Origin of the sequence: Flavobacterium agri (assembly GCF_013401995.1) — a bacterium.
GTDB lineage: Bacteria > Bacteroidota > Bacteroidia > Flavobacteriales > Flavobacteriaceae > Flavobacterium > Flavobacterium agri.
This window is the reverse complement of record NZ_JACBJI010000003.1, coordinates 134,258-143,727: the sequence shown is the minus strand read 5'-3', so window position 1 is coordinate 143,727 and position 9,470 is coordinate 134,258. Positions and strand designations below refer to the sequence as shown.

Annotated in this window: 21 protein-coding genes; all 21 read right to left on the bottom strand. The window is 44.1% G+C overall.

Features of this window, described 5'->3' with window-relative positions:
- Positions 1–8: 8 nt before the first annotated feature.
- Positions 9–614 carry a 30S ribosomal protein S4 gene (rpsD, locus tag HZF10_RS07995; RefSeq protein ID WP_176005671.1) on the bottom strand — a complete coding sequence of 202 codons (606 nt, stop codon included), beginning with the start codon at positions 612–614 and terminating at the stop codon, positions 9–11.
- Positions 615–705: 91 nt separating this feature from the next.
- Positions 706–1,089 carry a 30S ribosomal protein S11 gene (gene rpsK / locus HZF10_RS07990; protein ID WP_169528651.1) on the bottom strand — a complete coding sequence of 128 codons (384 nt, stop codon included), beginning with the start codon at positions 1,087–1,089 and terminating at the stop codon, positions 706–708.
- Between the two features lie 9 nt (positions 1,090–1,098).
- Positions 1,099–1,473, bottom strand: a complete 375-nt coding sequence (gene rpsM / locus HZF10_RS07985) for a 30S ribosomal protein S13 (protein ID WP_176005670.1) — start codon at positions 1,471–1,473, stop codon at positions 1,099–1,101.
- A gap of 2 nt (positions 1,474–1,475) precedes the next feature.
- Positions 1,476–1,592 (bottom strand): type B 50S ribosomal protein L36, encoded by a 117-nt coding sequence (ykgO, locus tag HZF10_RS07980; protein WP_002987490.1) that lies wholly within the window; start codon positions 1,590–1,592, stop codon positions 1,476–1,478.
- 14 nt (positions 1,593–1,606) lie between these two features.
- Positions 1,607–1,822 carry a translation initiation factor IF-1 gene (gene infA, locus HZF10_RS07975; protein WP_007136545.1) on the bottom strand — a complete coding sequence of 72 codons (216 nt, stop codon included), beginning with the start codon at positions 1,820–1,822 and terminating at the stop codon, positions 1,607–1,609.
- 4 nt (positions 1,823–1,826) lie between these two features.
- The gene (secY, locus tag HZF10_RS07970; protein WP_176005669.1) at positions 1,827–3,164 is read right to left on the bottom strand and encodes a preprotein translocase subunit SecY; all 1,338 of its coding nucleotides are present in this window, start codon (positions 3,162–3,164) and stop codon (positions 1,827–1,829) included.
- Positions 3,165–3,177: 13 nt separating this feature from the next.
- Positions 3,178–3,630 (bottom strand): 50S ribosomal protein L15, encoded by a 453-nt coding sequence (rplO, locus tag HZF10_RS07965; protein ID WP_176005668.1) that lies wholly within the window; start codon positions 3,628–3,630, stop codon positions 3,178–3,180.
- 10 nt (positions 3,631–3,640) lie between these two features.
- Complete coding sequence (gene rpmD, locus HZF10_RS07960) at positions 3,641–3,823, bottom strand: 50S ribosomal protein L30 (protein ID WP_176005667.1); 183 nt, start codon at positions 3,821–3,823, stop codon at positions 3,641–3,643.
- Between the two features lie 11 nt (positions 3,824–3,834).
- Positions 3,835–4,359, bottom strand: a complete 525-nt coding sequence (gene rpsE, locus HZF10_RS07955) for a 30S ribosomal protein S5 (protein ID WP_176005666.1) — start codon at positions 4,357–4,359, stop codon at positions 3,835–3,837.
- Between the two features lie 6 nt (positions 4,360–4,365).
- Positions 4,366–4,719: a 50S ribosomal protein L18 gene (gene rplR, locus HZF10_RS07950; protein WP_176005665.1), complete on the bottom strand. Its 354-nt coding sequence runs from the start codon at positions 4,717–4,719 to the stop codon at positions 4,366–4,368.
- A gap of 11 nt (positions 4,720–4,730) precedes the next feature.
- Entirely contained in the window at positions 4,731–5,273 is a 543-nt protein-coding gene (gene rplF / locus HZF10_RS07945; RefSeq protein ID WP_176005664.1) for a 50S ribosomal protein L6, read from the bottom strand.
- A 19-nt stretch (positions 5,274–5,292) separates the two neighbouring features.
- Complete coding sequence (rpsH, locus tag HZF10_RS07940) at positions 5,293–5,691, bottom strand: 30S ribosomal protein S8 (protein WP_176005663.1); 399 nt, start codon at positions 5,689–5,691, stop codon at positions 5,293–5,295.
- Between the two features lie 132 nt (positions 5,692–5,823).
- Positions 5,824–6,093, bottom strand: coding sequence for a 30S ribosomal protein S14 (gene rpsN / locus HZF10_RS07935; protein ID WP_176005662.1), 270 nt, complete (start codon positions 6,091–6,093; stop codon positions 5,824–5,826).
- 5 nt (positions 6,094–6,098) lie between these two features.
- Positions 6,099–6,650 (bottom strand): 50S ribosomal protein L5, encoded by a 552-nt coding sequence (rplE, locus tag HZF10_RS07930; RefSeq protein ID WP_176005661.1) that lies wholly within the window; start codon positions 6,648–6,650, stop codon positions 6,099–6,101.
- 2 nt (positions 6,651–6,652) lie between these two features.
- A complete protein-coding gene (gene rplX / locus HZF10_RS07925) occupies positions 6,653–6,967 on the bottom strand; it encodes a 50S ribosomal protein L24 (RefSeq protein ID WP_176006067.1) in 315 nt (104 codons plus the stop codon).
- Positions 6,968–6,978: 11 nt separating this feature from the next.
- Positions 6,979–7,347, bottom strand: coding sequence for a 50S ribosomal protein L14 (gene rplN / locus HZF10_RS07920; protein WP_007803649.1), 369 nt, complete (start codon positions 7,345–7,347; stop codon positions 6,979–6,981).
- A gap of 2 nt (positions 7,348–7,349) precedes the next feature.
- On the bottom strand, positions 7,350–7,610 hold the full coding sequence (rpsQ, locus tag HZF10_RS07915) for a 30S ribosomal protein S17 (protein ID WP_176005660.1): 261 nt from the start codon (positions 7,608–7,610) through the stop codon (positions 7,350–7,352).
- Positions 7,611–7,622: 12 nt separating this feature from the next.
- The gene (gene rpmC / locus HZF10_RS07910; protein ID WP_176005659.1) at positions 7,623–7,814 is read right to left on the bottom strand and encodes a 50S ribosomal protein L29; all 192 of its coding nucleotides are present in this window, start codon (positions 7,812–7,814) and stop codon (positions 7,623–7,625) included.
- Positions 7,815–7,832: 18 nt separating this feature from the next.
- A complete protein-coding gene (gene rplP / locus HZF10_RS07905) occupies positions 7,833–8,258 on the bottom strand; it encodes a 50S ribosomal protein L16 (protein ID WP_176005658.1) in 426 nt (141 codons plus the stop codon).
- Positions 8,259–8,281: 23 nt separating this feature from the next.
- Entirely contained in the window at positions 8,282–9,046 is a 765-nt protein-coding gene (gene rpsC / locus HZF10_RS07900) for a 30S ribosomal protein S3 (RefSeq protein WP_176005657.1), read from the bottom strand.
- Positions 9,047–9,052: 6 nt separating this feature from the next.
- On the bottom strand, positions 9,053–9,466 hold the full coding sequence (rplV, locus tag HZF10_RS07895; protein WP_176005656.1) for a 50S ribosomal protein L22: 414 nt from the start codon (positions 9,464–9,466) through the stop codon (positions 9,053–9,055).
- Positions 9,467–9,470: the final 4 nt, after the last annotated feature.

Sequence of the window (9,470 nt, the reverse complement as noted above, 5' to 3'; positions counted from 1 at the left end):
GTCAGTTATTATTTGTTGTACAATTCGACGATTAGTTGCTCCTTGATGTTTTCAGGAATCTGAAGACGCGCAGGAACAGAAACGAAAGTACCTTCTAGAGTTGCTTGGTTCCAAGTGATCCACTCATATACGTGAGAAGACGCTGCCAAAGAGTTGGTGATGATGTCGAGTGATTTCGATTTCTCACGAACGGCTACCTTGTCGCCAGCTTTCAAGTGATAAGAAGGAATGTTCACGTTTTCGCCATTAACAGTGATGTGGCGGTGTGACACGATTTGACGGGCTGCACGGCGAGAAGGAGCGATTCCCATACGGTAAACCACGTTATCCAAACGTGCCTCGCAAAGCTGGATCAAAACCTCACCGGTTACACCACGTGAAGCAGCCGCTTTTTCGAACAATCCGCGGAATTGCTTTTCAAGAATACCGTACGTGTACTTCGCTTTTTGCTTTTCCATCAACTGTACTGCGTATTCTGATTTCTTACCTCTCTTTTTTGCAAGGCCGTGTTGCCCTGGAGGGTAATTCTTTTTTTCGAAAGACTTGTCGTCTCCGAAGATCGCCTCACCGAATTTACGGGCGATTTTAGTTTGTGGACCAGTATATCTTGCCATTTTAAAAAATTTTGGAAGCGCGGTTATGAATTCAGGTCAAATCCTTCGATAACCTTTTGCGCGTTCCGGTTATACTTAATACTCGATAAAATTAAACGCGACGTCTCTTTGGAGGACGACAACCGTTGTGCGGCATTGGTGTTACGTCGATGATCTCTGTAACTTCAATTCCTGAGTTATGCAAAGAACGGATTGCAGACTCACGTCCGTTTCCTGGTCCTTTTACATACACTTTCACTTTCTTCAATCCTGCTTCCATTGCAACTTTGCTGCAATCTTCAGCTGCCATCTGAGCGGCATAAGGAGTGTTTTTCTTAGATCCGCGGAAACCCATTTTTCCTGCAGAAGACCAAGAAATAACTTCACCTTTCTTGTTTGTCAAAGAAATGATGATGTTGTTGAAAGTAGCACTTACGTGAGCCTCGCCAGTAGATTCTACTATGACTTTACGTTTTTTTGCTGTTGCTTTAGCCATTTCTACTTATTATTTGGTTGCCTTCTTCTTGTTAGCAACAGTTTTACGCTTACCTTTTCTCGTACGTGAGTTGTTTTTCGTGCGTTGGCCACGGAGCGGAAGTCCTGCTCTGTGACGGATGCCGCGGTAACAACCGATATCCATCAAACGTTTGATGTTCAAAGACGTTTCAGAACGAAGTTCACCTTCGATCTTGTAGTAAGAAACGGCATCACGGATCGCTCCGATCTGGTCGTCGTTCCATTCTTGAACTTTCAAGTCTTCGCTAACTCCGGCTTTAGCCAGGATCTCTTGCGCACGACTTTTACCGATACCGAAGATATAGGTCAAAGCGATAACGCCTCTCTTGTTTTTTGGGATGTCTACCCCTGCTATTCTTGCCATAATTAACCTTGTCTTTGTTTGAATCTAGGATTCTTTTTGTTGATTACGTATAATCTTCCTTTTCTGCGCACAATGATGCACTCTGCGCTTCTTTTCTTAACTGATGCTCTTACTTTCATATCTCAAGTAGCTATTAGTATCTATAAGTTATTCTTGCTTTGGACAAATCGTACGGGCTCATTTCGAGTTTCACCTTGTCGCCCGGAAGCAACTTGATGTAGTGCATGCGCATTTTACCCGAGATGTGTGCGATAACGATGTGACCGTTTTCTAATTCGACACGGAACATCGCATTCGACAATGCCTCGATGATTGATCCGTCCTGTTCTATTGCTGATTGTTTCGCCATAAAATTAAGCTACCGCTTTTCTATTTTTACCGCTTTTCATCAAACCGTCATAATGTTTGTTCAGCAAGTACGAGTTGATTTGTTGGATGGTATCGATAGCGACACCTACCATGATGATCAACGAAGTACCTCCGAAGAACATTGCCCAGGCTTGCTGAACATCCAGCACGCTTACCAGAATCGCAGGGAAAATCGCGATCAAAGCAAGGAATAAAGAACCCGGGAAAGTAATCAATGACATGATGTGATCAAGAAAATCGGACGTTTCCTGACCCGGACGAACGCCTGGGATGAAACCGCCACTTCTTTTCAAATCATCGGCCATTTTGTTGGTAGGAACCGTGATTGCGGTGTAGAAATACGTAAACAATACGATCAATAAACCGAATACGAGGTTGTACCACAAACCGAACATGTTACTGAACGCTCCTGCAATGGATTGTGAAGTCTCAGACTGTGAAAGTCCTGCCAACGCAGCCGGGATGAACATGATCGCTTGGGCGAAGATGATCGGCATAACGCCTGCAGCATTGAGCTTCAACGGGATCCACTGACGGTTTCCGTCCTGTTCGAACTCGCCTGAAACCGTTCTTCTTGCATATTGTACCGGAATACGGCGAACCGCCATAACCAAGAGTACACAAGCGATGATGACAAGCAACCATACGATGATTTCAATGACAAGGATCATCGGTCCACCATTGTTGTTCGTGATTCTGGAAGTGAATTCCTGAACGAATGCCTGTGGCAAACGCGCAAGGATACCCACCATGATCAACAGGGAAATACCGTTTCCGATTCCTTTGTCGGTAATCTTCTCACCAAGCCACATCGCGAAGATGGTACCTGTGGTAAGGATAAGAACCGATGAGAAAAGGAAAGAGAATGAGTCAAATCCCATAAGGAATGCGTGCGACGGCAACGTACGGTACAAGTTATAGATATAACCAGGACCTTGTACGAACGTGATCAGGATAGTCAACCAACGTGTGATCTGGTTGAGTTTCTTGCGTCCACTTTCGCCTTCTTTTTGTAGTTTCTGAAGATAAGGAATAGCGATTCCCATCAACTGAACCACGATAGAGGCAGAAATGTACGGCATGATCCCGAGTGCAAACACAGACGCTTTAGAGAAAGCACCTCCCGTGAACATATCAATGATCGATCCGATACCTTTTTCTGTCTGGCCTGCTAGACCGTCAAGAGCCGTTGCGTCGATTCCCGGAAGGGTTACGTGCGCACCGAATCGGTAAACCAAAAGCAACAACAACGTGAATGTGATGCGGTTGCGGAGTTCGTCGATTTTCCAGACGTTAGCTAGTGATTCAAAAAAATTCTTCATCGTGCCAGATTGATTACAGTTCTACAGCTTCACCACCAGCAGCTTCGATAGCAGCTTTAGCGGCAGCAGTAAATTTATGAGCGCTTACTTTAAGTTTTGCTTTCAATTCACCTCTTCCAAGGATTTTCACAACTTCGTTCTTAGTAGCCAAACGGTTGGTTACGAACGTAGTGAAATCTACGGCATCCGTAACGATGTTGTTGTCTACCAAAGCCTGAAGCGTGTCAAGGTTCACACCTTGATACTCCACACGGTTGATGTTCTTGAAACCGAACTTAGGCACACGGCGTTGCAATGGCATCTGTCCACCTTCGAAACCAATCTTGCGGGAGTAACCCGAACGAGACTTGGCTCCTTTGTGACCACGTGCAGCAGTTCCGCCTTTTCCGGAACCTTCACCGCGACCTACGCGCTTATTCTGATTATGAGTTGAGCCTTCAGCAGGCTGCAAATTACTTAGATTCATAACAGTGGTGTTATTTTGATTCCTCTACGGAAACCAAGTGTTTAACTTTGTTTATCATCCCAAGGATAGCAGGATTTGACTCGTGCTCCACAACTTGACCTACTCTTTTAAGTCCCAAAGCGATGAGACCTCTTTTTTGAGTAAGCGGGCAGTTGATTTGACTTCTAACTTGTTTTACTACTAGTTTTGCCATGATTCCTGTTATTAACCTTTAAACACTTTCTCAAGCGATACACCGCGTTGTTTTGCAACTGTGTGCGCGCTTCTCATCTGAAGCAAAGCGTCGAAAGTCGCTTTAACCACGTTGTGAGGGTTAGATGATCCTTGTGATTTTGACAATACATCGTGTACACCAACCGACTCAAGTACCGCACGTACCGCACCACCGGCGATAACTCCTGTACCGTGAGACGCTGGCATCAAAAACACGCGTGCACCACCAAATTTTCCTTTTTGCTCGTGTGGAACAGATTGTCCGGCCAATGGGATTTTCACCAAGTTTTTCTTAGCATCTTCCACCGCTTTCGCGATTGCTTCAGAAACGTCTTTAGATTTACCCAAACCGTGCCCTACAACACCGTTCTCATCTCCAACAACTACAATAGCAGAGAACCCGAAAGCACGTCCACCTTTAGTTACTTTGGTAACACGATTAACAGCTACCAGACGGTCTTTCAATTCAAGTCCGCTTGGCTTTACAATTTCTACGTTTTTGTATGTATGATACATGATCTCTTAGAATTTAAGCCCGGCTTCTCTTGCGCCTTCTGCTAGTGATTTAATACGGCCATGGTACAAGTTTCCTCCGCGGTCGAAAGTAACTTCTGTAATACCTGCCTTTTGAGCTTTCTCGGCAACGACTTTACCAACGGCAGCAGCTACTTCAATAGCCGTTCCTTTCGTGTCGAAACCTTTATCGCGGGATGATGCAGCCAGTAAAGTCACACCATTCACGTCGTCGATCAACTGAACATAGATTTCTTTGTTGCTTCTGAACACGGAAAGTCTAGGTTTTGCGGCAGTTCCGTTCACAATCTTCCTGATTCTGAACTTGATCCTTTGTCTTCTCTCAGATTTTGTTAATGACATAATTTTACTTATTAAGCTGATTTACCTGCTTTTCTTCTCAATACTTCACCTACGAACTTGATACCTTTTCCTTTGTAAGGCTCCGGACGACGGAATCCACGGATTTTCGCCGCTACTGCACCCAAAAGCTGTTTGTCATGAGACGTAAGCTTGATGATCGGGTTCTTACCTTTTTCAGAAACTGTTTCAACTTTAACTTCAGGAGCGATATCCATCACGATGTTGTGAGAGAAACCAAGCGCCAAGTCCAATTTCTGGCCAGCGTTTGAAGCCCTGTAACCTACCCCTACCAATTCAAGTTCTTTTGTGAACCCTGTAGAGACTCCGGTGATCATGTTATTGATCAAAGCGCGGTACAAACCGTGTTTTGAACGTTGGTCTTTATCGTCAGCAGAACGCTCAACGATTACTTGCCCTTCTTCGATTTTTACCGAAATATCGGCGAAATCTTGAGAAAGCTGACCCATTTTTCCTTTTACCGTAACTACGTTGTTTGCTACGTCAACCGTAACTCCCGATGGGATAGCGATTGGATTTTTACCTATTCTTGACATCTTTCTTCCGGATTTAAGATTAGTATACGTAACAAATTACCTCGCCACCAACATTAAGCTGTTTCGCTTGTTTACCAGTCATAAGACCTCTTGAAGTGGAAACGATCGCGATACCCAACCCATTGAGGATGCGAGGAAGGTTTGAAGCACCTGCGTACTTACGTAGACCTGGTTTACTGATTCTTTGGATATCCTTGATGACCGGCTCTTTAGTGTCTTTGTCGTACTTAAGCGCGATCTTGATGGTTCCCTGAACTTTGTCATCCTCGAATTTGTAGCTCAAGATATAACCTTGATCGAACAAAATCTTGGTGATTTCCTTCTTCATTTTAGAAGCAGGGATTTCCACCACTTTGTGGTTTGCGGCCACAGCGTTACGGACACGTGTTAGGTAGTCCGCGATTGGATCTGTATACATTATTATAAAATTGCGGTTATGGTATTTGGCAGCACCACACTGACAAACCTGTAACCAATTAAACTCGTTAAAAATATGTTAAAATTTCCTTTTGTAGGATTTTACTCACTTCAAAAGGAAATTTTTAACAAATTACCAGCTGGCTTTCTTCACACCTGGGATCAAACCTGCATTTGCCATCTCACGAAATGTCACACGCGAAATACCAAATTGACGCATGTAACCTCTTGGTCTTCCGGTCAATTTGCAACGATTATGCAAACGAACTGGCGAAGCGTTTCTCGGTAATTTTTGCAAACCTACGTAATCTCCAGCTTCTATCAAAGCTTTACGTTTTTCTGCATATTTCTCGACCGTCTTTTGACGCTTCACCTCACGGGCTTTCATTGATTCTTTAGCCATGTCTTTTAGTTCTTTTTAAATGGTAAACCTAGTTCAGCCAAAAGTGATTTAGCCTCTTTGTCTGTGTTGGCAGAAGTCACGAAAGTGATATCCATACCCGAAATCTTGTTCACCTTGTCGATGTCGATTTCAGGGAAGATGATCTGCTCAGTAACACCGAGGTTATAGTTTCCGCGGCCGTCGAATCCTGTAGCGTTGATACCGTTGAAGTCACGTACACGTGGCAAAGCGGCAGTGATCAAACGATCAAGGAATTCATACATACGCTCTCCGCGCAAAGTCACTTTGGCTCCAATCGGCATCCCTTTTCTCAATTTGAAAGAAGCAACGTCTTTCTTAGAGATAGTGGAAACTGCTTTTTGACCAGTGATTTTTGTAAGTTCTTCTACTGCGTAATCGATCAATTTCTTGTCGGAAACGGCAGCTCCTACTCCACGGCTCAAAACGATTTTCTCAAGTTTAGGAACTTGCATTACGTTTTTATAACCGAATTCTTCTTTCAGGGCAGAGACAACGCGGTCTTTGTATTCCTGTTTTAGTCTTGGGATATAAGCCATGATTAGATTACCTGATTAGATTTTTTAGAAAAACGGACTTTTTTGTCTCCTTCCATACGGAAACCTACTTTAGTAGTCGATTTCGTCTTAGCGTCAACCAAAGCAAGGTTAGACACGTGGATAGGAGCTTCTTTTTTCACGATACCGCCCTGTGGGTTTTTCGCGCTAGGCTTCGTGTGCTTAGACACCATGTTCACGCCTTCAACAACCGCTTTGTTTTTCTCACGGTACACGCGAACGACTTTGCCTTCAGAACCTTTGTGGTCACCTGCGATAACGCGAACGATATCTCCTGATTTAATTTTTAGCTTTGTCATCATTAAAATAATTAAAGCACTTCAGGTGCCAGTGAAACGATTTTCATGAATTGTTTCTCACGAAGTTCTCTTGCAACCGGACCAAAAACACGGGTTCCTCTCATTTCGCCCGCTGCGTTCAAAAGAACACAAGCGTTATCGTCGAAACGGATGTAAGAACCGTCGGCTCTTCTCACCTCTTTTTTGGTACGTACAACAACTGCAGTCGATACGGCACCTTTCTTCACGTTTCCGTTTGGAGTGGCATCCTTAATCGAAACTACGATCTTATCTCCGACAGAGGCGTAACGACGTTTCGTTCCACCCAGAACACGGATTGTAAGAACTTCTTTCGCTCCTGTGTTGTCTGCTACTTTTAATCTTGATTCCTGTTGTACCATAATTACTTCGCTCTTTCAATGATTTCAACTAATCTCCAGCATTTCGTTTTAGACAAAGGACGTGTCTCAGAGATACGTACGGTGTCACCAACGTTGCAGTCATTTTTCTCGTCGTGTGCGTGATACTTTTTAGTCTTCAACACGAACTTACCGTATAATGGGTGTTTTACTTTCGTAGTTTGCGCCACAACGATGGACTTGTCCATTTTGTTTGACGTAACAACACCGATTCTTTCTTTTCTTAAATTTCTTTTTTCTTCCATCTTTCGGGCAGATTATTGTTGTGCTCTTTTAGCGATCTCAGTGTGAAGTCTTGCAACTGTTCTTCTGAGGCTTCTGATTTGAAGCGGGTTCGCAATAGGGGAAATCGCGTGCGCTGAAGTCAATTCGGCGTAAGATTTCTTTGATTCGTTGAGCTTTTCCTGCAATTGCTCTGCAGAAAGATCTTTAATTTCAGATTGTTTCATTTTTTCTACAGATTAAGATTAAGCTTCGAAATCCCTTGCTACAACAAATTTAGTCTTAACCGGAAGCTTTTGGGCTGCAAGGCGCAAAGCCTCTTTCGCAACTGACAAAGGAACTCCTCCGACTTCGAACATGATTCTTCCGGGTTTGACAACGGCTGCCCAATATTCAACGGCACCTTTACCTTTACCCATACGTACCTCAAGAGGTTTCTTGGTGATTGGTTTATCCGGGAAAATCTTGATCCACAACTGTCCTTCACGTTTCATGTAACGGGTTGCCGCGATACGGGCAGCCTCGATTTGGCGTGAAGTCAGGAACATTCCTGTTTCGTGTACTGACTTGATTCCGAACATACCGTTAGAAAGTTCATGCCCTCTTTGGGAAAGACCTTTCATTCTGCCTTTCTGTACCTTGCGGTACTTGGTTCTTTTCGGCTGTAACATTTTTCTACTTTACCTTAAGTTAATTACTTTCTTTTACGAGGACCTCCTGATTTGTTGTCTCCTCCTCTGCGGTCGTTAGACTTGCGATCTCCACGCGGGGCGTCTCCGCCTTTTCCACCAGATTTCTGCTTATCCATTCCAACAAGCGGAGAAAGATCTCTCTTTCCGTAAACCTCGCCTTTCATAATCCAAACCTTGATACCCATACGACCGTAGGTTGTGTGAGCTTCCGCCAAAGCATAATCAATGTCGGCTCTGAAAGTTGACAATGGAATACGACCTTCTTTGAAGTTCTCGGAACGCGCCATTTCTGCACCGTTCAAACGACCAGAGATCATAACTTTGATACCTTCCGCGTTCATACGCATAGAGGCAGCAATAGCCATTTTGATAGCTCTTCTGTAAGAAATACGGCTCTCGATTTGACGGGCGATGCTTGATGCAACCAAGAAAGCATCTAGTTCCGGACGTTTGATCTCAAAGATATTGATCTGAACTTCCTTGTCGGTAATCTTCTTAAGCTCTTCTTTCAACTTGTCTACCTCCTGGCCGCCTTTCCCGATGATGATACCAGGACGTGCAGTGGTGATAGTAACGGTTACAAGCTTCAAAGTTCTCTCGATGATCACTTTAGACACACTAGCTTTACTCAAGCGAGCATGAACGTACTTACGGATTTTGTGATCCTCGGCTAGTTTATCGCCGTAATCGTTTCCTCCGTACCAGTTTGAATCCCAACCTCTGATAATTCCAAGGCGATTCCCAATTGGATTAGTCTTTTGTCCCATGCTTACTTATGAATTAACTTGTGTGTTATCGGTTTGTCCCAAAACAACAGTTACGTGGTTGGAACGTTTTCTAATTCTGTGTGCACGACCCTGTGGAGCCGGACGAAGTCTTTTCAACATCATCCCGCCGTCTACGCGGATCTCCTTGATGAACAAGCCTGCATCCTCCATGCTTGCATCTGGGTTCTTTGCCTGCCAGTTGGCAAGTACCGAACGAACCAGTTTCTCAAGCTTGCGAGACGCCTCTTTTTGGCTGAATCTCAAGATGTTCAATGCATGACCTACCTTTTGGCCTCTAACCAAGTCAGCAACCAAGCGCATTTTGCGAGGTGAAGTAGGGCAATTGTTCAGTTTTCCAAAGGCCAACGACTTGTTGGCTTCTTTGATAGCTTCTGCTCTTTCTCTTTTACGAACTCCCATGACT

What these genes read in the sequence shown, in the direction of transcription:
- rplE (WP_176005661.1), bottom strand. Translation starts at nt 6,650, where the DNA reads ATGGCTTATATCCCAAGACTAAAACAGGAATACAAAGACCGCGTTGTC.
- rpsE (WP_176005666.1), bottom strand. Translation starts at nt 4,359, where the DNA reads ATGTATCATACATACAAAAACGTAGAAATTGTAAAGCCAAGCGGACTT.
- rplV (WP_176005656.1), bottom strand. Translation starts at nt 9,466, where the DNA reads ATGGGAGTTCGTAAAAGAGAAAGAGCAGAAGCTATCAAAGAAGCCAAC.
- rplX (WP_176006067.1), bottom strand. Translation starts at nt 6,967, where the DNA reads ATGACAAAGCTAAAAATTAAATCAGGAGATATCGTTCGCGTTATCGCA.
- rplR (WP_176005665.1), bottom strand. Translation starts at nt 4,719, where the DNA reads ATGTCATTAACAAAATCTGAGAGAAGACAAAGGATCAAGTTCAGAATC.
- rplN (WP_007803649.1), bottom strand. Translation starts at nt 7,347, where the DNA reads ATGGTACAACAGGAATCAAGATTAAAAGTAGCAGACAACACAGGAGCG.
- rpsH (WP_176005663.1), bottom strand. Translation starts at nt 5,691, where the DNA reads ATGTATACAGATCCAATCGCGGACTACCTAACACGTGTCCGTAACGCT.
- rpsK (WP_169528651.1), bottom strand. Translation starts at nt 1,089, where the DNA reads ATGGCTAAAGCAACAGCAAAAAAACGTAAAGTCATAGTAGAATCTACT.
- rpsC (WP_176005657.1), bottom strand. Translation starts at nt 9,046, where the DNA reads ATGGGACAAAAGACTAATCCAATTGGGAATCGCCTTGGAATTATCAGA.
- rpsD (WP_176005671.1), bottom strand. Translation starts at nt 614, where the DNA reads ATGGCAAGATATACTGGTCCACAAACTAAAATCGCCCGTAAATTCGGT.
- rpmD (WP_176005667.1), bottom strand. Translation starts at nt 3,823, where the DNA reads ATGGCAAAACTAGTAGTAAAACAAGTTAGAAGTCAAATCAACTGCCCG.
- rpsQ (WP_176005660.1), bottom strand. Translation starts at nt 7,610, where the DNA reads ATGGAAGAAAAAAGAAATTTAAGAAAAGAAAGAATCGGTGTTGTTACG.
- rplP (WP_176005658.1), bottom strand. Translation starts at nt 8,258, where the DNA reads ATGTTACAGCCGAAAAGAACCAAGTACCGCAAGGTACAGAAAGGCAGA.
- rpsM (WP_176005670.1), bottom strand. Translation starts at nt 1,473, where the DNA reads ATGGCAAGAATAGCAGGGGTAGACATCCCAAAAAACAAGAGAGGCGTT.
- ykgO (WP_002987490.1), bottom strand. Translation starts at nt 1,592, where the DNA reads ATGAAAGTAAGAGCATCAGTTAAGAAAAGAAGCGCAGAGTGCATCATT.
- rplF (WP_176005664.1), bottom strand. Translation starts at nt 5,273, where the DNA reads ATGTCAAGAATAGGTAAAAATCCAATCGCTATCCCATCGGGAGTTACG.
- rplO (WP_176005668.1), bottom strand. Translation starts at nt 3,630, where the DNA reads ATGAATCTAAGTAATTTGCAGCCTGCTGAAGGCTCAACTCATAATCAG.
- infA (WP_007136545.1), bottom strand. Translation starts at nt 1,822, where the DNA reads ATGGCGAAACAATCAGCAATAGAACAGGACGGATCAATCATCGAGGCA.
- rpmC (WP_176005659.1), bottom strand. Translation starts at nt 7,814, where the DNA reads ATGAAACAATCTGAAATTAAAGATCTTTCTGCAGAGCAATTGCAGGAA.
- rpsN (WP_176005662.1), bottom strand. Translation starts at nt 6,093, where the DNA reads ATGGCTAAAGAATCAATGAAAGCCCGTGAGGTGAAGCGTCAAAAGACG.
- secY (WP_176005669.1), bottom strand. Translation starts at nt 3,164, where the DNA reads ATGAAGAATTTTTTTGAATCACTAGCTAACGTCTGGAAAATCGACGAA.